At 60.6% G+C, this 20,662-nt stretch carries 16 protein-coding genes and 1 pseudogene; 9 read left to right on the top strand and 8 right to left on the bottom strand.

What is annotated here, in order from left to right:
- Nucleotides 1-85 precede the first annotated feature (85 nt).
- The 4 genes from E4P82_RS00085 to E4P82_RS00070 form a co-directional block, all read right to left on the bottom strand.
- Entirely contained in the window at nucleotides 86-1,195 is a 1,110-nt protein-coding gene (locus E4P82_RS00085; protein ID WP_169247001.1) for an osmoprotectant NAGGN system M42 family peptidase, read from the bottom strand.
- On the bottom strand, nucleotides 1,192-2,931 hold the full coding sequence (gene ngg / locus E4P82_RS00080) for an N-acetylglutaminylglutamine synthetase (RefSeq protein WP_169247000.1): 1,740 nt from the start codon (nucleotides 2,929-2,931) through the stop codon (nucleotides 1,192-1,194). Before ngg ends, E4P82_RS00085 begins: the two co-directional genes overlap by 4 nt.
- A 31-nt stretch (nucleotides 2,932-2,962) precedes the next feature.
- A complete protein-coding gene (locus E4P82_RS00075; protein WP_169246999.1) occupies nucleotides 2,963-4,738 on the bottom strand; it encodes an N-acetylglutaminylglutamine amidotransferase in 1,776 nt (591 codons plus the stop codon).
- A 505-nt stretch (nucleotides 4,739-5,243) separates the two neighbouring features.
- Nucleotides 5,244-7,391, bottom strand: coding sequence for an SLC26A/SulP transporter family protein (locus E4P82_RS00070; protein ID WP_169246998.1), 2,148 nt, complete (start codon nucleotides 7,389-7,391; stop codon nucleotides 5,244-5,246).
- A gap of 359 nt (nucleotides 7,392-7,750) precedes the next feature.
- On the opposite strand from E4P82_RS00070, the gene E4P82_RS00065 reads away from it, so the two are divergent.
- Nucleotides 7,751-8,527, top strand: a complete 777-nt coding sequence (locus E4P82_RS00065) for a ferredoxin--NADP reductase (RefSeq protein ID WP_169246997.1) — start codon at nucleotides 7,751-7,753, stop codon at nucleotides 8,525-8,527.
- A 38-nt stretch (nucleotides 8,528-8,565) separates the two neighbouring features.
- Here E4P82_RS00065 and E4P82_RS00060 read toward each other — a convergent pair whose 3' ends face one another.
- Nucleotides 8,566-9,402 carry a transporter substrate-binding domain-containing protein gene (locus E4P82_RS00060; RefSeq protein ID WP_169246996.1) on the bottom strand — a complete coding sequence of 279 codons (837 nt, stop codon included), beginning with the start codon at nucleotides 9,400-9,402 and terminating at the stop codon, nucleotides 8,566-8,568.
- Between the two features lie 142 nt (nucleotides 9,403-9,544).
- Between E4P82_RS00060 and E4P82_RS00055 the strand changes: the two genes are divergently transcribed.
- The 8 genes from E4P82_RS00055 (at nucleotide 9,545) to E4P82_RS00020 (ending at nucleotide 16,003) form a co-directional block, all read left to right on the top strand.
- On the top strand, nucleotides 9,545-10,360 hold the full coding sequence (locus E4P82_RS00055; protein ID WP_211202974.1) for an amino acid ABC transporter permease: 816 nt from the start codon (nucleotides 9,545-9,547) through the stop codon (nucleotides 10,358-10,360).
- 3 nt (nucleotides 10,361-10,363) lie between these two features.
- Entirely contained in the window at nucleotides 10,364-10,903 is a 540-nt protein-coding gene (locus tag E4P82_RS00050; RefSeq protein WP_169246995.1) for a hypothetical protein, read from the top strand.
- On the top strand, nucleotides 10,872-11,252 hold the full coding sequence (locus E4P82_RS00045; protein ID WP_169246994.1) for an amino acid ABC transporter permease: 381 nt from the start codon (nucleotides 10,872-10,874) through the stop codon (nucleotides 11,250-11,252). The genes E4P82_RS00050 and E4P82_RS00045 overlap by 32 nt, the downstream gene beginning before the upstream one ends.
- Before the next feature lie 72 nt (nucleotides 11,253-11,324).
- Nucleotides 11,325-11,744: a GNAT family N-acetyltransferase gene (locus tag E4P82_RS00040; protein ID WP_169246993.1), complete on the top strand. Its 420-nt coding sequence runs from the start codon at nucleotides 11,325-11,327 to the stop codon at nucleotides 11,742-11,744.
- A complete protein-coding gene (locus E4P82_RS00035) occupies nucleotides 11,741-13,852 on the top strand; it encodes an HD domain-containing protein (RefSeq protein WP_169246992.1) in 2,112 nt (703 codons plus the stop codon). The genes E4P82_RS00040 and E4P82_RS00035 overlap by 4 nt, the downstream gene beginning before the upstream one ends.
- The gene (locus E4P82_RS00030; RefSeq protein ID WP_169246991.1) at nucleotides 13,812-14,678 is read left to right on the top strand and encodes a hypothetical protein; all 867 of its coding nucleotides are present in this window, start codon (nucleotides 13,812-13,814) and stop codon (nucleotides 14,676-14,678) included. The genes E4P82_RS00035 and E4P82_RS00030 overlap by 41 nt, the downstream gene beginning before the upstream one ends.
- A gap of 151 nt (nucleotides 14,679-14,829) precedes the next feature.
- A complete protein-coding gene (locus tag E4P82_RS00025; protein ID WP_169246990.1) occupies nucleotides 14,830-15,342 on the top strand; it encodes a hypothetical protein in 513 nt (170 codons plus the stop codon).
- 13 nt (nucleotides 15,343-15,355) lie between these two features.
- Complete coding sequence (locus E4P82_RS00020; protein WP_169246989.1) at nucleotides 15,356-16,003, top strand: SLATT domain-containing protein; 648 nt, start codon at nucleotides 15,356-15,358, stop codon at nucleotides 16,001-16,003.
- A gap of 54 nt (nucleotides 16,004-16,057) precedes the next feature.
- On the opposite strand, the gene E4P82_RS00015 is transcribed toward E4P82_RS00020, so the two are convergent.
- From E4P82_RS00015 to E4P82_RS00005, 3 genes and pseudogenes are all read right to left on the bottom strand, one after another.
- On the bottom strand, nucleotides 16,058-18,892 hold the full coding sequence (locus E4P82_RS00015) for an FAD-binding and (Fe-S)-binding domain-containing protein (protein ID WP_169246988.1): 2,835 nt from the start codon (nucleotides 18,890-18,892) through the stop codon (nucleotides 16,058-16,060).
- A 7-nt stretch (nucleotides 18,893-18,899) separates the two neighbouring features.
- Nucleotides 18,900-19,562, bottom strand: a complete 663-nt coding sequence (locus E4P82_RS00010) for a LutC/YkgG family protein (RefSeq protein ID WP_169246987.1) — start codon at nucleotides 19,560-19,562, stop codon at nucleotides 18,900-18,902.
- Nucleotides 19,555-20,662, bottom strand: a pseudogene (locus tag E4P82_RS00005) (lactate utilization protein B); the annotation flags it as partial. The gene E4P82_RS00010 and the pseudogene E4P82_RS00005, both read right to left, overlap by 8 nt.

The following is a 20,662-nucleotide window of genomic DNA, read 5'->3' as shown; positions in this document are numbered from 1 at the left end:
CACGATCAACCCCGACCCAAAGCATCCGCTTGTTTTCACTGGCGTGGCTTTGGGCGCGAGTCTCAGGGCGTCGCTGGCCCCCTTGTCATCCCGGCTGAGTCGGGAAACCAGTACGCGGACCCATGTCGTAGCGGTCACGGGCATAGACCGGTGGGCTTTGCATGTAAACGCTCACCAGACGCGCCAGGCTTTCCAGGGCATCGATGTGAATGCGCTCGTAGCCATGGGAGGCGTCGATACCGAAGGTCACCAGGGCGGTACGCACGTCGTTACCCGCCTCGACGGCGGCCGCGCTATCAGAGCGATAGTAGCGAAACACATCGCGCTGATGGGGGATCTGGAACTCCTGGCAGAGCTGGATGATCCGGTGGGTGAGATGATAGTCGAAGGGTCCGGTCTGGTCCGCCATCGAAATCGTGACGCCAAACTCGCTTGAATTCTGGCCGGGAGCCGTGGTGCCGTTGTCGATGGTCAGCATCTCGGCCACGTCCTGGTGCAGGGCGGCGGAGGCACCCGAACCCACCTCTTCCGAGATCGTAAACAGTGGGTGGCAATCCACCGCCAGCGGCAGTTCCAGGCGCTTGATCGCCTCGATGGCGGTGAGCAGCACGGCGGCGCCAGCCTTGTCGTCCAGATGGCGGGAGTTGATGAAACCGGTCTCGGTCACCTCCGGCGTGGTGTCGATGGCGATGAAGTCGCCCACATGGACACCCAGGCGCAGCAGGTCCTTGAGGTTGTGAACCACGGCGTCGATGCGGAATTCGACGTGATCCCAACCGCCAGGCTGGTTGTCGATCTCCGATGCGAAAGTGTGGCCGGAAGCCTTGAGTGGCAGGATGGTCCCCCGCATCTGGCCAATGTCCATGAACAGGGTTCCGCGGGCACCCTCCGCAAAGCGAGAGTTCCAGTGGCCCACCGGCACGAGTCGCAACCGCCCGTTGTCCTTCAGCCCCTTCACCATGGCGCCCAGTGTGTCGACATGGGCCACGATGGCGCGATCGGGTTGTGACACCGCACCGTTCAAGGTCGCGCGGATGGCGCCACGGCGCGTTAGTTCGAAGGGAACCCGTAGCCGTTCGAGTTCCTCGCATACCAGGTGCACCACTCGATCCGTATAGCCGGAGGGGCTCGGTGTGGAGAGGAGCTTGAGGAGGACACTGATCAGATAGTCGGAGTCGATGGTGGGCAGCTTCAACTGGCGATCTCCCGGGCGGCGGTCATCGGAAACAGCAGGTCGACGAAGCGCTGGGCGGTCGGCTGAGGCTCGTGGTTGGCAAGCCCGGGGCGCTCGTTGGCTTCGATGATGACATAGTCCGGGCCGTTAACCGCCGGCACGATGAAGTCGAGCCCCGTGACCGGGATCTCCAGCGCGCGAGCCGCCGCCACCGCGTCCGCCGCCAGTTTCGGGTGCAACTCGGGGGTCACGTCGTGGATGGTGCCGCCGGTATGCAGGTTGGCGGTCTTGCGCACCTGCAGCACCTCTCCCTCGGGCAGGATGGAGTCCCAGCCATAGCCCGCCAGGGCGATGCAGCGCTCCGTTTCGGCATCCATGGGAATGGCGCTCTCACCGCCGGTGGCGGCACGGCGCCGTCGGCTCTTGGCCTCGGCCAGTTCGCGCACCGACTGCTGGCCGTTGCCTATCACCTGGGCCGGTTTGCGGATGGCGGCGGCCACGACCTCGAAGTTGATGACCACGATGCGCAGGTCCTCACCCTCGACATACTCTTCGAGGATCACGGTGTCACAGTAGTGCCGGGCGCCACGGATGGCCTGCTCCAAGGTTTCCGGGTCGTGCACATCCACGCTGATGCCCACGCCCTGTTCGCCGCGGGCGGGTTTCACCACGACCCGCTCCAGTCGGGACAGGAACGCCTCGGCTTGGTCCAGGGATTCGACCCGGGCCTGCTCCGGTACCCGCAAACCGGCCTGGCGCAGCACCCGGTGGGTGACCACCTTGTCGTCACAGCGGCTCATGGCAATCGCGGTGGTGAGCTCGCTCAGGGATTCCCGGCAGACGATGCGCCGTCCACCGAGCACCAAGGCGAAATAGTTCGCGGCCGCGTCGACCACCTCGATGCCAATACCGCGCCGACGAGCCTCGTTGACGATGATGGCCGCGTAAGGGTTGAGGTCGGCCTCGGGCGTCGGTCCGAGGAACAGCGGCTCGTTGTAGGCGTTTTTGTTTTTCAGGGCGAAGACCGGGATACGTTGGAAGCCGAGTCGCTCATAGAGTTTGATGGCCTTGACGTTGTCGTGCATCACCGAGAGATCGACGAAAGCACGTCCCCGTGCCTGGAAGAACTCGACGAGCTGGTGTACCAGATTCTCACCGATCCCTGGATAGGGGGCTTGGGCATCCACCGCGAGCGCCCACAGGCTGGTGCCGTTCTCCTGATCGCCGAAGGCGGCCACATGATCCACACCGCTCACCACGCCCAGGATGGCACCGTTTTGCTCGTCTTCCGCGACCCAGTGGATCAGGACCCGGGAGGCGTGCTGGTCCCACACGAAATCCGCTCCCGGTGGGACCATGCGACGTGCCACGTAGAGCCGCTGGATGGCGTTGGCGTCCTCGCGGCTGTTGAGGAGGCGCACATGGAAACCCTTGGGTCGTCTCCGGGACGGTTGGTAGCGCTCGATCCAGAGCCGGAAGGTATGGGAAGGGTCCAGGAAGAGGTCCTGAGGGGCATAGGAGAGAACCACATGGGGATCGCTCAGGTAAAGCGCCACATCCCGTTTTCCGGGCCGCTCCTCGCGCAGTACTTCAGCCAGTTGCCGCAGATCGTTGAAGGTCTGGCCAAATAACAACCGCCCCCAACCGCAATCCACCACGGCGGGTTCACTCAGGTTCAGCCCGGCTTGGGGTCCGTGGTTTCTCCCGATCGAGGGGGCGTGGTTGCGCTCAATCGACTGATCAGCATGTTTTTTCATGTATTCCACTCCGCCGACGGAATTGGACGGGTCAGATCCCATGCTGCTGTAGCCACAGTTCCAGCAAGGCGACCTGCCACAGCTTGGAGCCGCGCAACGGGGTGATGTGTTCGTCCGGCGCCGCGAGCAGCTCGTCAACGTACGACCGTTGGAAGAGACCGCGCTCTTCGGCTCGCTGGGAGTGAACCAGGTCGCGCACCATCTCAAGTACCTCCCCCCGGAGGTACTTGAGCGCCGGAACGGGGAAGTAGCCCTTCGGTCTATCGATGATCTCCGTCGGGATCACTCGCCGACCGACGGCCTTCAGCACACCTTTGCCTTCGTCACAAAGCTTGTACTCATCGGGAATGCGAGCGGCCAGATCCACCAGCTCGTGATCCAGGAAAGGTACTCGCGCCTCCAAGCCCCAGGCCATGGTCATGTTGTCCACCCGCTTTACCGGGTCGTCGACCAGCATGACGAGTTGATCGATGCGCAGAGCCTTGTCCACGGGGGCGTCCGCGCCGGGGTGGGCAAAATGGCCGGTGATGAAGGCTCGGCTATGGTCCGCCCCGTGGAAGCGCGGGTTGACGACGCGACGGAACTCCTCGTGGCTGCGGTCGCAGAAGGCCCGTGCGTAGTCCACTGCGGGGTTGGTGCTGCCCACCATGGGAGGATACCAGTGATAGCCCGCGAACACCTCGTCCGCGCCCTGTCCGCTCTGCACCACCTTGACGTGTTTGCTGACCTCCTGGGATAGCAGATAGAAGCCAATCGCATCGTGGCTGACCATGGGCTCGGCCATGGCTCGCACGCAGTTGGGAAGCTCCGGAAGGAGACGCTCCGCGGAACTGACCCGGATCTTGTGGTGCTTGGTGTCGTAATGGCGGGCAATGATGTCGGAGTACTGGAATTCGTCGCCGACCTCCTGGCCCACGGTCTCGAAGCCCACCGAGAAGGTATTGAGGCCCCGTTGGCCCTGCTCGGCGAGCAGACCCACGATGAGGCTGGAATCGAGTCCCCCCGAGAGCAGTACGCCGACGTCCACATCCGCCACGAGACGGCGCTTGACGGCCCGGCGCAGGGCGGCCAGAACTCGTTCTTGCCAATCCTCGAAGGTCAGGCCGCGCTCTTGCTCGGGGGTTTGAAAGACCGGTTCCCAATAGCGGCGTTCCCGGACCGTACCCCTAGGCTCGATCACCCGAATGGTCGCGGGTGGCAGCTTGCGCACCCCGCGCAGGATGGTGTGAGGGGCCGGCACCACGGCGTGGAAGTGCATGTAATGATGGAGCGCCACGGGGTTGATGTCCGTGTCGATCCCAGCACCGGCCAGCAGGGCCGGCAGAGTGGAGGCGAAACGCAAACCGCCCGGAATCTCGGCGAGATAGAGCGGTTTGATGCCCAGCCGATCGCGCGCCAGGGTCAGGCGTCCCGTATCGCGCTCGGCGACGGCGAAGGCGAACATCCCGTGGAAGCGATCCACGCAGGCATCGCCCCAGGCATGGAATGCCTTGAGTACGACCTCGGTATCGCCATGGGAGAAGAAGCGGTAGCCCTTGCCTTCGAGTTCTTCCTTTAACTCCTTGTAGTTGTAGATACAGCCGTTGAACGCGACGGTCAGCCCCAAGTCGCTGTCCACCATGGGCTGGGCGGCGTGGGTGCTGAGATCGATGATCGAAAGGCGCCGGTGGGCAAGCGCGATCCGCCCCTGCTGCCAAGCACCGTTGCCATCAGGGCCGCGAGGGATCATCGCGGCGCTCATGGCCCCCAGGGCATTGAGGTCGATGGTATTGTTATCGAAGCGAATCTCGCCACAGAATCCGCACATCCGGTTCTCTCCTGCTTAATGGATGGAGCAGCGGGACAGGGAGTTAGGGACCCCGACACGCCGTCACGATTAGGCGGGTCTCCTGGGAAACCCAGGCGTTTGGAGTTGGCGGTCTAAGCCTAGTGGGAGCGGACTGCGTAGCGTTGGGGGGCCCAGACCCGACCGCGGTACGGCGAGGCTGGTGGTCGGCCCGTGGTGGCGGGATCGATCAGCTGATATGGCATGGCCGTTCTTCCTCGGAAATCCGGGTTTCGCGGTCTCGGGTGGCGCTCGAAACTTCCATGTTTACCCAGCCATGGAGCCCTGTCGGCACACTGAAGCAAGCTAGGACGGCGTCATTGAGCGTCGCCCCTAGCCGGTTCTGGACCACCCTGATGTTGGTACCCTACCAGACCGGGGCGCCAATCGCCAGACTGTCGTCATGTACCATGAATGTGTCTCAACGGTCATCGCCTTGAGTCGGGCTAACCCAATGGCGGGAGGTTCAGTTGCCATTGGGTTTCCCTCACCACTGCATCAGCCGCTGGATTTCCTTGGCGCTCCAACGCATCGCCCGGCTTTGGATCTGGCCGAGCGCCAGCAGCAGGGCGACGGCGGCGTCTGGATGAGTCTCCCGCAGTTGGCTGAAATCGGCGCGGTTTAGCACCAGCAGTTCGCTGGGCTTCATCGCCGTGGCTTCGGCGGTGCGCGGGCCGGGGTCGAGGAACGCGACTTCTCCGAACAGGGTGCCCGGTCCGAAAACGGCCAGCCGCTTATGGCGATCGGCGGTCACGGGGATGCGAATGTCCACCCGGCCCCGCAGGAGCAGGTACAGTTCGGCGCCGGAATCGCCGGCCGAGAACAGATTTTCGCCGCGAGCCAGTTCGAGCGGCCGTAGCACCGCCGCCAGGGCGGCGACTTCCTCCGGCTTCATGTCCCGGCATAAATCCATCTCGTGCAAGGGGATGCGCCGTTCCCGGACGGTCGGTGCGTATCCCAGTGCGAACAAAAGGGCGTTTTCGGCGTATTCCAGGGCCTGATCGGTGCTGGAGAAGGTCCGCACGTTGATCCGCCGATCGCTCAGGCTGAGCCGGCGCAGGGTGCGCTCGACCGACGGCCCCAGCCCCAGATTCTCGTGAACCTCGCAAAACAGCAATTCGCCGCCGTGGGCGCCCAAGCGTGCCGCGATCTGTTGCAGCAAGCGCACGCTGGAGAGGTCGATGTGCAGCACCCGGCGCAGGTGCAGGATGATCCAGGCTTGCCGGTCGATGTCCGGCAGCATCTGTTCGAACAATTGATCGGCCTTGGCGAAAAACAGGTTGCCGCGCAGTTCGTACAGCACGATGCGATCGCCGTGGCGGGCCAGCAACGCGGCCTGTTCGGCCGGCCGTTGTCGCACCGAGGGGCGCTCGATGGCGGTCGTGCGTCGGTGGACGATCGGCAGACGGCTTTGTTGGCGGATGAACAGCAGGATGGCGATGGCCAAGCCCGCCAGTACCGCCATCATCAGGTCGTAGCCGACGGTGATGCCGGCGACCAGCAAGGCGACCGCCGCGTCCAGACGGGTGCGGCGACGGCGAGCCCAGGCCACGATGTCCCGCTCCACCAGGTTGAGCGCCGAGGCGATGATGATGCCGGCCAGCGCACTGGTCGGCAGCCATTGGCCGAGCGGGCCGGCGAAGGACAGTATCGTCAGCAGCAGCAGGCCAGCGGCCAGCGCGGCCCAGCGGCGGGCGCCGGCGCGGATGGCGGTGGTGGTGCCGCCCACGCTGGCCGCGCCGGCCATGCCCCCAGTCAGGCCGACGACGATCTGGCCGATGCTTTGGGCCAGCAGTTCGCGGCGGGCGTTATGGCGCAGGCCGGTGGCGGTGTCGGCCAGCATCGAGGTCAGCAGGGTGTTGAGCGACGACAGCACCGCCAGGGCGAAGGCGGCGTGCAGGATCAGCGGCCAGGGTAAGGAGGGCCAAGCCGCGAATTGATCGATGGCCAAGTGGAATTCCGACAGCTTGGGCAAGGTGCCGATGACCCAGTGTTTCGGTACGGTCGGCGGGTTGGCGATGTACAGGACGATTTGATAGAAGGCGGTGCCGCCGAACAGGCCGACGATGGGGCCGGGAACGTCTGGCAGGTAGTGAGGCGCGTAGCGAACGGCGCAGAACGCCACCACCGTGGTGACCATCGGCAACCAGGACCATTGGGTCCACAGGCCGCCGTAGCTGATGCCGAGCAGCGGTTTGATTTGCGACAAGATCAGCAACAGGCCGGTGCCGGTGGTCAGGCCGGCGATGACCGGGTACGGGATGAATTTCATCAACCGCCCGCCGCCAGCCAGGGCGATCAGCAGTTGGAGCAGTCCGGCGCACACGGTGACGGCAAACAGGGCCGATGCGATGCGGTCCTGTGGGAGACCGGCGGTGGTGAGCAGCATCGCCGTGCCGCCCAGCAAGGCCATGCTGGCGCCGGTCGGCCCGCTGATCAGGCCCACCGTGCCGCCACCGGCGCCGGAGATCAGCAGCAGGCCGATGGCGCCGAACAGACCGGCCAGCGCGCCCGGCGCGGTGCCGAGGTAGGGTGCGAACACGGTCACCCCGAAGGCGGTGGCCTGCGGCAGCACCACGGCGGCGGCGATCAGGCTGCCTCGCAGGTCAGAGAGGAGAGCGGAACGAACGTTCATACCGGGATACTGCTCGGGTTGCGGGCGCCACGCAGCGAGATCGGGCCAGTCGGATGTTCCGCCGAGTGGTTTGCCGGGGGGCGTGGCGGTTGCCGGAGTCGGGGCGGAGGATCGAGTCGTGCCGGCCGGTTCGAGCGTACGATTCTGCGAGCTTCCATCAGGCCATGCAACTGGTGGTTTGGGGTTTCCCGGCGAATCGAGAAATATAAATTTAGTTATAAATAAATAAATTTATATTTCTTTTTGATTGGATAATTCTGCCTTAATCTTGCCGTCCAAGACCTAGCGAAACACTAGGGAATCCGATGCGCTCCCCGACTGCGGCTCCTATCCGCTCAACCCCGACAGGATCGACCCCGATGAAGGCCAGTGACAAGTATACCGTGGAGACGATTACGGAAATTCGTACCTGGGCATCCAATCTGTTTTCCTTCAAGACCACCCGCAGCCAATCCTATCGCTTCATCGCCGGCCAGTTCGCCCGGCTGGGCGTCGAGGATGACAACGGTGATCTGGTTTGGCGGGCGTATTCGATCTGCTCAGCGCCCTACGACGATTTCCTGGAGTTCTACTCCATCGTCGTGTCCGACGGCGCGTTCACTTCGCGGCTATCGCAATTGAAGGTCGGCGATCCGGTTTTGGTGGAAAAGCGCAACTACGGCTATTTGACCACCGACCGCTTCGAGTGCGGCCGGGATCTGTGGCTGCTGTCCACCGGCACCGGGTTGGCGCCGTTCCTGTCCATCCTGCAGGAGTTCGATCCCTGGGAGCAGTACGAAAATATCGTGCTGGTCCACAGCGTGCGCTACCGCCACGAACTGGCCTATGAGGAGTTCATCCATTCGTTCCAGGAGAACGAACTGTTTGCCGAACATGCCCACAAGTTGAAATATGTGCAGGTGGTGACCCGCGATCAGGCCGCTCGCTCTGCGCTCAACGGTCGCATCACCCATTTGCTGAGCAATGGTGAGCTGGAAGCACATGTCGGTTTGCCGATCGACCAGGAGCGTTCCCGGGTCATGATCTGCGGTAACCCCGATATGGTGCAGGAAACCCGCGACCTGTTGACCGGGCGCGGCCTGACCCTGAGCCTGCGCGGCAAACCGGGCAATCTGGCGGTGGAAAATTACTGGTAGGTTTCGGACGGGTGGCCGGGAGGCTGCCCGGAGCCGGATCATTCGACGACTTGGCTGGCCCAGTCGCGAGTCTTGAACCAGTAATCGTGCCGCTCCTTCAGCCAGCCGTCCTGCTGGCGCAGCATGATCCAGTTGTTGAAAAAGTTCAGGGCATCGGGATCGCCCTTGCGCAACGCGAAACCCTCGGCGCCCTGCACGAACGGTTCGGGGATCGGCAGGAACAATGTGTCGGGATGTTTCAGCGCCTCGAACGCCGGTGTCGGGGTGCTGGTGACGAAGGCGTGCGCCTTGCCGTTCAAGACTTCTTGCAAGGCCAGCGCGTCTTCGTCGAACTGGCGTAGCGTGGCCTTGGGCATCAGCCGCTTGGCGGCGGTGGCCGGTGTCGCGCCGCGTCGTACCGCCAACACCACTTCTGGTTTGTTGAAATCCTCCAGTGTCGAGAAACCAGCCGCCAGTTTCCGGTGGGCCACCAGATGGACGCCGGAATTGGCGTAGGGCAGGGTGAAATTGACGGTCAGATTACGGGCCGGGGTGATCGACATTCCGGCGACGATCACGTCGAACTTGCCGGCCAGAAGCGCCGGGATGATGCCATCCCAAGCGGTGGGCACGAACTCGGCCTTCACGCCCATGTCCTCGGCCAGCCGTTTCGCCACGTCGATTTCGTAGCCGACCAGCTCGCCGTTCTTGTCGCGCATCGCCCAAGGGACGAAGGTGGACATGCCGATCCTGATCGCTCCGCGCTTTTTGACGGTTTCCAGTACGCTGCTGGCGGCGAGTTGCTGGCTGGTGTTTTGAGCACGGGCCAGCGGTGGCAGGAGCAGGGTCAGCGCCAGCAACACAGCGGCCAACGCGATGAACGGACGGTTGTTCATGGAATACCTCCCCAAGGTCAAGGCTCTACTTTGTCGGGAAAGGTAGCGGACATGCCTGGTTCGGGCAACCGGCGTATCAGTGGGACGTGAGGTTCCACCCGATCGAGACAGCGGCGACCGGGATGGTTATCCTGTGGGCATCATGAGTAAAACCTCTGTGTCGAACTGGCGGCGCTGGCGGCCGGCGTTCGATAGTCTGATCTTTCTGGCCGTGCTGGCTGGGTTGGGCTGGCTCGTGGTCGAGGGCGCGGATACCCTGCATTACAACTGGCAGTGGTACCGGGTGCCGCAATATCTCTACCGCTTCGAGGACGGCGTATTCTATCCCGGTCCGCTACTGCGCGGCTTGGGGGTGACGCTGGAACTAACCGGCTGGAGCCTGTTGCTGACGGTGGCGTTCGGATTGTCGGCGGCGTTGTTGCAGCGCTCGACTTCCTGGGCCGGGCATGCGGTGGCGCGGGTCTACGTGGAGATCGTCCGCAACACCCCGATGCTGGTGCAGCTCTATCTGGTTTATTTCGTGTTGGCGCCGATCCTGGACATGGACCGATTCGCGGCGGCGGTGCTGGCGCTGGCGATTTTCGAGGGTGCATTCGCGGCGGAAATCTTCCGTGCCGGTATCGAGGCCATCCCGCGCGGCCAGTGGGAGGCCGGGCGAGCACTCGGACTGTCGCCGTATGCGGTTTACCGTTGCGTGATCCTGCCGCAGGCCGTTCGTCTGATGCTGCCGCCACTGACCGGATTAGCAGTGTCGCTGATCAAGCATTCGGCGCTAGTCAGCGTGATCGCGGTGGCCGACCTGACCACCGAGGGTCGTAACCTGATCGCCGATACTTTCATGACCTTCGAACTGTGGTTCACCGTGGCGGCGCTGTATCTGGCGCTGACCGTGAGCCTGTCGCTGCTGGTCAGTTGGCTGGAACGCCGCCTGCCGGTGCATGGCGCCGGGCGCGGTTGAATCGTGTCTCCGCCCAAACTTCGTTTTGGCTGGCTGGATGCGCTGGTGCTGGCCGTGGTGTTTGGGCTGATCGGCTACGTGGTGTACCGGGCGCAAAGCCATTTTCATTACAACTGGGACTGGCGGCTGATTCCCGGCTATTTCATCCGCTACGACGCCGAGCAAGGCGACTGGGTGCTGAACCTGCTGGGCCAGGGTTTTCTGGCGACGGTGCGACTGGCGTTGTGGGGCGGGGTGCTGGCGGCGCTGATCGGTGGCGCGATGGGTGTGTGCCGGGTGACCCACGTTCTGTTTTTTCGGCTGCTCGGCTGGAGTTATGTCGGACTGATTCGCAATATCCCGCCGTTGGTGTTCATCTTTATCTTCTATTTTTTTCATCAGCAGTCAGTTGTTGCCCTTGCTGGATATCGAGAACCGGATTGCCGGGGCCACGCCGGAGACCTTGCGGGTGCTGACTTGGCTATTCGGGCCGCTGGAGTTGCTACCGAATTTCCTGTCCGGGTTGATCTGCTTGGCGCTGTTCGAGGGTGCCTACGTTACTGAAATCGTTCGGGCCGGTATCGAGGCGGTGCCCAAGGGACAGTGGGAAGCGGCACGGGCGTTGGGGCTGCATGCCGGTCAGGTGATGGGCGAGGTGGTGTTGCCACAGGCGGTGCAGAAGATGGTCCCGGCGCTGGCCGGGCAGTTCATCGCGCTGATCAAGGATTCGTCGCTGATTTCGCTGATTTCCATTCAGGAACTGACCTTCACCGGCACGGAATTGGCCGTGTCTTCGGGGCGAGTGTTCGAAGTCTGGCTGACAGTGGCGGCGCTGTATTTTCTGCTGTGTTTCGGATTGGCGCGGTTGTTCGGGTGGCTGGAGCGGCGTCTTGGCCGGTATCGTCGCCGTTGATTTCGATCCGGCAAGGGCGATGATTTTTCATTGCCGCACGATGCGATCCTCATTGAAGTAGAGTCACAGATCATGATCGACTATTCGACTTCCCGCGCGTTACGAACCGATGAGTTTGTCGATGTGTTGCGGCGCTCGACTCTGGCCGAACGGCGGCCGGTCGATGATCCCGAGTGCATCGCGGCGATGCTTGCCAACGCGGATCTGACCGTGACCGCATGGAAAGGAGAGCGGCTGGTGGGAGTCGCGCGTTCCGTCACCGATTTCAGCTATTGCTGCTATCTCTCCGATCTTGCGGTCGATGCCCATTTTCAAGGACAAGGCATCGGTCGGGAACTGATCCGGCAAACCAGGGCATTGCTGGGACCAAAGTGCAAGTTGATCCTGCTCGCCGCGCCCAATGCCGCCAGTTACTATCCGCATATTGGTTTGGAAAAACATCCCAGTGCCTGGGTGTTGTATGAAGATCGGGGCATCAAAGGCAGGACTTGACCGGCAAGGCCGCGACTTATTCAGGGAGCTTCATGAAAAAACTATCAGGACTCGACGAATCGAAGCTGTTCGACCAACTGAACAAGGCGGAAACCAACGACGCTACTGCTCGTCACCAACTGGCCGGAAATGTTCGCTGGGTGGTCGATCACGCGCAGATTATCAGCGACCAGATTGTTCACCGCTTGCCGCAATACACCCTCCATAATGGTACACATCTGTTCAATGTGCTGTCGATCATGGAGGAGTTATTGCCGGAGGAAACACTACGAGCATTGACGCCGTTGGAATGTGCGTTGTGCATTCTGGCTGCGTTCACCCACGATCTCGGCATGGTGATGCTCGACGAGGACGTGAAGAAATACCAGGAAACCACGGGCACACCGGAAAATCAGGAATGGCGCCGGCATTGCGATGCCTACCCGGAAGAACAGCGCCAAATCGAACGCTGGAAGAAGATTCGCGACAGTGAACCGGTCCGCGCGAGTGAGGCCAGTCGTCGCATCAGCTATCTCGAAGGTCATCTTCTGGCGGAATTCATCCGCAAGCGCCACGCTGACAAAATCGATCCTATCCTGCACTGGTTGACGCGGCTGGAAGAAGAGGCCAAGAACCAAACGCTGTTTCACTACGGCCATTTCGATTTCAAACGCTATCTCGCGCAAATTGGCGTCAGTCATGGGCAACGGGTGTCTTGGCTTCGAGAGACGCTCGTTGGAAGTGACAAGCCGGATCGCTTTTGTCGACTAGCGGGTGGCGAGCGTGTGAATGTCGCCTTCCCTGGTTTGCTGGTGCGTTTAGCCGACATCATGGATTTCGACGCCAGCCGCGCGCCGGGTATTCTCTATAAACATTTCGGTATCGAAAACGCTGTGAGCATCCTGGAATGGAACAAGCACATGGCGATAACCGGCTGGAGCTTCGATGACGATACGCTCACCTACGAGGCCGATGCGTGCGAGCATCCTATTTATGAAAAGTCCATTCACGACTTTGTCAACGTGATTGATCGCGAAATTCAAAGCGTGAAGGAAGAGTTGAACTGGCAACGGAGATTCTTGAGCAGCAAGGGCGACCATTACCAAATCTGCCTGCCCGAATTCGTGCAGCCGCAAATACGCGCCGCTCTCGATGACCAAGGCCACCCTGTCTATATTTTCCACGATCTTCAATTCGAACTGGATCAGCACGAAATCCAGCAATTGCTGATGGGCGAATCGCTATACGCCGATCCGGCCCTGTGTCTGCGCGAGTTGCTCCAGAATGCTCTCGATGCGCTCCAGATGCGCGATCTGCGCCTCAAGGTCCTGGCGAAAGACCCGGATGCGCGCGTGGAGCCAACCGATGCCTTGCGTTCCGACGAAGCGTTGCAAGTCAGGGTGACATGGGGCCAGGATTCCGCCACCGATCGGGAGTATATCCGCGTGTCAGACAGCGGTTGCGGGATGACCCGTGAGGTGCTGGAGCGCTATTTCACCAAGCTGGGCAAGAGCTATTACCGCTCCTCTGAATACGAGCGCGAGCAGCAAATTCTGCGTGAACATGGTTTCATCGTTTCGCCGATTTCCCAGTTTGGCATTGGCTTTCTGTCCTGCTTTATGCTGGCCGATGAAATACGGATTCGTACCCATCCGGGTCAAGCGAACCATGGAGTGCGCGCCGCTTACGATGTTCGCCTCTCCGGCTCAGGCAGCTTGTTCTGGCTATCGCCCGGCACCCTTGAGCGACAGGGAACGGAGATCACGCTTTATCTCAAGCAACCGTTCCAGCTTGATCATGATCATGAACGGGCGATTCGCTGGCTGAAAGGGCATTTCGATTACTCAGCACAACATGGCGAACCTGAAGAAGAAAGGCAGATATTCGAACAACAAAAGCGGATTGACCCACTGTGGATCATCGGCCGCTATGTCATCTGGCCCCTGTTTCCCATTCTGTTTCATCTCGAAAACCACGCTGATCAATCAGTCTGCTTGGATGACCGTTTTCATGGAGATGTTCTAGCGCCTATTGCGATTGAAGTAGTTACAAAAAAAAGCAGCGGAGTGGGATTTTCCCGCTTCAGCCTTGGGTCACCCACGCTGGGAATATCTCGATTGGGAAGATAATCAGAGTGATCAAGCTACCGGTACGCGCATCCGGCTCATGTTTCCATATCATCTCCCAGCTAGCGATCCGCCATTGCCGCTTGATCCACCACTAGATAGTTCTCTGGTGCGAGCGCATGAGTTAGCTGCGTTGGTTGAAACAACATTAGTAAACCGCTTGATGACTGATGATAATCCAAGAAATCGGCTCACCGTCAGAGGGATCGCTGTAGATGACATGATGGTGTGCATGAAAATGCAGTTAGCACATGCTTGGATTGGTACATGGCTTTGGGTGGACTTGCGTGGTGCTGCCGCTCCACGTTTGACGGTCGATCGTAAAACAGCCATATTACGAGAGGATATTCAAGACTGGCCTAGTTTGTTCGAAGGCGTATTTCAACGATGGTGTGACTATCTTCAAAGGCTGTTGAACCAGTATTCATTACAAATTGCTTCAGGTTTGCTTTCAGTATTGGGCATTGATGCTGCTTTGCATCCCAAGGCACCGATTACACCGCAATTGTCCAGATGGAAACTTGAAATAACTGACCGTTCGGTGGCGTGGCATGGACAATGGCTCACGGCTTTGCTGATCCAAGAAATGGTTATTTTCAATGATCAATTCCAACAAGCTGGCAGCGGTATATTTCACACCATCAACACCCTCAGCCTTATTTCCAAACATGCATCTAACCTCAATCGCGACCGCACCCTTGATCGTGCCCTTGCGCTCACTCTCGCTCGCACCATAACCCGTACTCTTAACCCTGCCCGAATCACCGCCTTGCTTCATGACAATAATTCCTACCTTGATCTCGATCCTGTCCTTCGCTTAGATTTTTGATCGCGACCTCAATCCTGCCCCGAACCCCGACCGCGCTTTTGCATCAACTGATGTATATGTCTGTTGGGAATTATCGCTGGCACTTCATCTTCTCCCCGAAGCCTTCGCCGATAATCTTAGTCAGAGTTTTCCTGCTTTGGGCATTTGTGGGTTGAAAGGCCGGGCAGGAGACGGCTGGCTGGTTGCACCTGGCTGGATCGAGTGGGATGTTGATCCAGTGACTGCCGAGGTTCATAGAGAGAGTCCTAAACAGCACTGGTCCCAGCGCCTCATCGATAAAAACTACGATCTGGTTTTTCCATTGACCCACATTCCGTTGGGCCGACTCCGCCGCGATTGCCCAAAGTGGCGCTCCGACCGTCGCTACCGTGCACTGGGCATCTTGGCGTACTTTCTTTTTGGCTCAGAAGAATGGTTCAAGAAGCAAGGCCAGAATTTTCTTGACCTTCTCAGCGTTCCACACATCCATGCCCTCATGCCCCGGCCAGAACTCTGGTTGAAACCTTTCGATGATTGGACAGAAACGGATTGGAACACTTGTGGCCTGTCCGCTTTGTGGGATATCGAATCCGGCGTCGTCTATTGGGCCGAAGGCGCGCATCATGCGGACGAGATGAAACAAGTCGGCAAGCCGATCGAGCAATTCATCGGCTCCAAGAAATAACGGAGGTAACGCAGTGGCCAGGGATCTGAAATCAGGGGACTTTCCTGCCTTGCATTGGGAAGCGGAGAAACTGGCGGAACCGCTCGATCAACTCTGTACCTACGCCAAAAACCAAGCGCAGCAATCCATCGACTGGTATTTCCGCAAGCGGCAACTGAGGCGTCATTTCTGCCGCATCTTCCGGCTGAGCGCCATCCTGCTCACCGCTTTCGCCGGTCTATTGCCGATGATCAACGATATCGTCGGCTCGCAAAAGGCGCTCCATCCACTGTGGGCAGCCGTCGCCTTGGGCGTGGCCGCCACCCTGATCCTACTGGATCGGTTTTACGGCTTCACCAACGGCTGGATTCGATACCTGCTCACCGCCCGTCAACTGATCGAAGCACTGGAAGCGTTCCACTTCGAAGTGGAACGCCACAAGCTGAGCTGGGGCAACCCCGAACCCACGCCAGAACAAGCAACAATGCTGCTGGAGCAGATTTGGCAATTTCACAAAAAGGCGCTCGGCATCGTCAACGACGAAACCAAGGGGTGGGCCGCCGAGTTTACCGAAGCGATCAAACAGCTCGACGAGCAGGTGAAAACCGACCGCTCCAAGCTGACAACCGACACGAGCGGACGGATCAACCCCAAGAATCAACCTTCCATCCCTAGTGGCTGATCGTCTTGCGCGCCTCGGCGGGTGTCCCTGGAATCGATTGAATCAGCCAGAGAATCAGCCCGTGTTGGGTTGTGAGCAGCGATCCACCAGATAGACGATGGAGCGGTAGAAGCGTCCGCTGTGCAAGGACAGGCCGATTTCGCAGGTGCGGCTGGTGGAATACCCGGACGTGCAGTCCTCCGGCAGCGCCGCTTTCAAATCCCGCAAGGCGCTGGCATTCAACTCGGGGTGAGTGAACCCCTTGTCCCCGGCCCAGCCGCAGCAGGAAATCCGGTCGGGGACGATGACTTTTTCCACGCAGGTTTCGGCGATGGCTTTGAGCTTGGCCTGCAAGCCCATGTTGATGTTGCTGCAAGTGGGATGAATGGCGACCGTTTCCGGCCGCTTGTGGATCGTCAAGCGCTCCAGCACGACGTCGTGGAGAAATTCCGTGATGTCGTACAGCTTGAGCGGGGTTTCTGCCTGATTTTTCTTGACCCGCAAGGTGCAGGGTGTGGTATCGAACACGATCGGGTCTTGTCCATTGCGACTGGCCTTGAGCAGGGCTTGCTCGACTTCCCGTCGTTTGGCATCGGCCTGTTCCGGCAAGCCTTTACTTTCGAAGGGCTGGCCGCAACACAGTGAACCGCTGTCCTCGGGCAGAACCACCTCGAAGCCAGCCTTGCGCAGCAGAGCAGCGGTCTTCACCGGCAAGGCATCCAATTCAGGATCGCCCTTGGCCGGCCCCATGGTACGACTGGCGCAACTAGGGAAATAGACCACACGCGGGCGGTCGGGCACGGCGTTCGTTTCCGGCTTGGGCATCGCGCCGGCGGAGGGCATATAGCGGTTCCACAGCGGCAGCCGATTCCCGGACAGTTTACGCGCCGCCCCGGTCACACCGCCTTGCAGCGTGGAGCCAAAGACCGTGTGCGAGAGGTTGGCGGCGGCGAGGTTGAAACGCGTGGCCGTGATGACGCCGGAGAAGTGCTTGGCGACCCAGTTGCCGATCCGCTGCGCGGTTTGACCGCGTTGTTGACTACGCTTCTTCAACATCATCGTGCCGGTGTTGATGCCGACCGGGCAGGTCAGCGAGCATAGGCTGTCGGCGGCGCAGGTCTCCAAGCCCTGATAAGCATACGACTCAGTGATGGCTTGCAGCCGGTTGCTTTCTTCGCCAGCGGCTTGCAAGCGCGCCATTTCGCGCAAACCAACGATGCGCTGGCGTGGTGATAGGGTCAGGGCGCGAGAGGGACAGTTCGGCTCGCAAAAGCCGCACTCGATACATTTATCCACCAACGGATCGACGGCGGCCATCGGCTTGATGTTTTTCAGATGAGCTTCCGGGTCGTCGTTGAGGATGACACCGGGATTCAGCAGGTGATGCGGATCGAACAGCGTCTTGATTTCCCACATCAACCGATGGGCTTGCCGCCCCCATTCCAACTCGACGAACGGGGCGATATTACGGCCGGTGCCGTGTTCGGCTTTCAGCGAACCGTCGTATCGATCCACGATCATGTGGCATACGTCGTCCATGAAGTTCTTGTAGCGTTCGGTTTCGGCCGGCTTGGCAAAGTCGGGAGTGATGACGAAATGCAAGTTACCTTCGAGCGCATGGCCGAAGATGATCGAGCCGGTATAGCCATGCTGATCGAACAGGTCTTGCAAATCCAGGGTCATCGCCGCCAGTTGAGGTACGGGAACGGCGACATCCTCGATGATGACGGTGGTGCCGGTCGCCCGCGCCGAACCAACCGAGGGGAACAGGCCCTGACGGATCGCCCACAGTTGCGTAAATTCTTCCGGTCGGTCGGTGAATTGGAACGGGAGCAGGGTTGGCGTGGCGGCGAGGGCGGCGGCGATGGTTTCGACCTGTGCCTTGAGAGTCGTCGAGTCCAGCGCCCGCGTTTCCACCAGCAGCGCGGCGGCGGTTTCCGATAGTTCCTTGAAATAGGATGGCATGCCCGGCTTATGTTCGACCGAACGCAACGAGGCGCGGTCCATCAATTCCACCGCCGCCACCGGCTGACTTTTCAGCATCGCCACCGCTTCGCAAGCGGTTTTGATGTCGGGGAAAATCATCAGCACCGTGGCTTTATGGGTATGTTCCTCGACTGTGCGATAGGTGATCTCGGCGATGAAGCCCAGCGTGCCCTCGGAACCGATCATCAAATGTTGGAGGATTTCGAAGGGGTCTTCGTAATCCACCAGGGCGTTGAGACTGTAACCGCAGGTGTTCTTGATCTTGAATTTGTCGCGGATGCGTCCGGCCAGTGTCGTATCGGCGCGGGTGCGCCGCCCGAGTTCGGCCAGTTGGGCGAGTAGATCGTCGTGACTGCCCTCGAACGCTTCACGACTGGCGGAATCCCCAGTGTCCAATACGGTGCCATCGGCCAGCATCACTCGCATACTTTTCAGCGTCTGGTAGCTGTTCTGGGCGGTGCCGCAACACATGCCGCTGGCGTTGTTCGCCGCGATACCGCCAATCTGGCAGCTGTTGATCGACGCGGGGTCCGGCCCGATCTTGCGCCGATAGGGCGCCAGATAGCGGTTAGCGTGGCCGCCGACGATGCCCGGTTGCAAGCTGATCGTGGCCGCATGTTCGCCAATCCGCCAGCTTCGCCAGCCGTCGCCCAGTTGCAGCAACACCGAGTCGGTGACGGCTTGACCGGACAGGCTGGTGCCGGCGGCGCGGAAGGTCACCGGCGTTTCGTGCCGGTGCGCCAAGGCCAGGATGCGGCGCATCTCGTCTTCGCTGTCCACCCGCACCACCAGCTTGGGAATCAGGCGGTACAGGCTGGCGTCGGTGCCGTAAGCGAGTGTGCGCAGCGGGTCGCCGATCAGGCGTGCCGCCGGGATGAATTGTTGCAGGTCGCGGTGAAGCTGCTCGTAGGCTGTTGGTGGCATGTGCGTCTTAGCCTCTCTCATCGTCCAGAATCAGCACGATCAACTCCTTGGGGCCATGCACGCCGAAGGTCAGCACTAATTCGATATCGGCGGTCTTGGACGGGCCGGAAATCAACAAGGCGTTGGTCGGCATTCCCTCGGCCCAATGCTCCCGGCGCATGGCTTCGGCTAGGGAGCCGTGAATCTTGGTCGCTTCCAACACCGCGATATGCACCGCCGGCGCCAGTGACAGCAAGCGCGGTTCATGCACGTCCGGCCACAGAACCAAGGCACCCACGTCGGCAAGCCCACCCTGGGTCGAGGTGATGCCCGCGTCGATGGCGAACAGTCGTTCCTTACACTGCTCCACCGCCTCGGTATAGCCGACCAGCGGTGGCAAATCGCTTTCCCAGGTTTCTTCCAAGGTGATCCCGATGGCGGTGGTTGGGCTGTACAGCAAGCCGTTCGCCGAGCGCTTGCGCAACACTTCCTTGAGAATGCTGGTCCAATTGCCGCTGTCGGTGATGTGCACCTCGGCGTGCATGGCTTCCAGCAGTTGCTTGAGCCGCGCCACCTGGTCGGCGCGGCTCAGTTCCATTTCGGGCGGCGCGACGGATTCGGTCGTGGCCACGGCGTCTTGCGCCGTTGTCGCCCGCAGTCTGGCGAGGATGTTGGCGCGCGCGTCACTCATCGTTCAGCCCCTTCTCTTTGGCCAGCACATGCAGGCTCTTGCTGGCGAACTCAGGCAAGGCCCTGGATTGGGTCCACTTTTTCACGATATCCGGCCCCGGCAGCTTGGGCAGTTGCGGACCGAGCAGGCCCAACAGCTTGGCGTTCAGGGCATTGACCCAGGGCGTTGCGTTGCTGAATGCCCAACCCTTCCAAGTCAGGCTCTCCGCCACGTTGACCTTGTAGCCGTGACCCTTGACGGCGTTCGACGAATCCGCCTGGTTGTAGGACTCGGTGCGGAGGCGACGCAGGATATCGACGATGGGAATCTTGACCGGACAAACTTCCTCGCAAGCCCCGCAAAAGGTGGAGGCGGTGGCCATCGCGCCGGCGTTTTCCAGTCCCTCCAGTTGCGGGGTCAGGATCGAACCGATGGGACCGGGGTAGACGTAGCCATAGGCATGACCGCCGAGGCGGGTATAGACCGGGCAATGATTCAGGCAGGTGCCGCAACGGATGCATTTCAAGGTTTGCCGCCGTTCGGGATCGGCCCAGATTTCGGTACGCCCGTTGTCGAGCAGGACCAGATGGACTTCCTTGGGGCCGTCCTTCTCGTCCGGCTTGCGCGGCGAAGTGATCATATTGAAATAAGTGGTGATCAATTGGCCGGTGGCCGATCCGGTGAGCAGGCGCAGCAGCGGCGGCACGTCCTCCAGGCGCTCCACCACCTTTTCCAAACCCATGACCGCGATGTGTACCGGCGGCGCGGTGGTGCACATGCGGCCGTTACCCTCGTTTTCCACCAGGCACAGCGTACCGGTTTCGGCCACCGCGAAATTGACCCCGCTGACCCCGACTTCACCCGCGAAAAACTTTTCACGCAAGATCTTGCGGGCGATGGCGTTGAGTTCCTCGACTACTTCGGTATACGGCGTATTGGGAATCTTGTCGTGAAACAGTCGCGCGATCTGATCGCGGTTCTTGTGAATGGCCGGCACGATGATGTGCGAGGGCGTTTCATGATCCAGTTGGAGTGATGTACTCGCCGAGATCGGTTTCCAGCGCCTCGATGCCGGTCGTTCGTCCAGGAAGCGATTGAGGTGCATTTCCTCCGACACCATC

The organism is Candidatus Competibacter phosphatis, from assembly GCF_012939995.1.
Lineage (GTDB): Bacteria > Pseudomonadota > Gammaproteobacteria > Competibacterales > Competibacteraceae > Competibacter > Competibacter phosphatis.
Note: the sequence above shows the minus strand (reverse complement) of the source record. Positions and strands in the feature narration are given on the sequence as shown.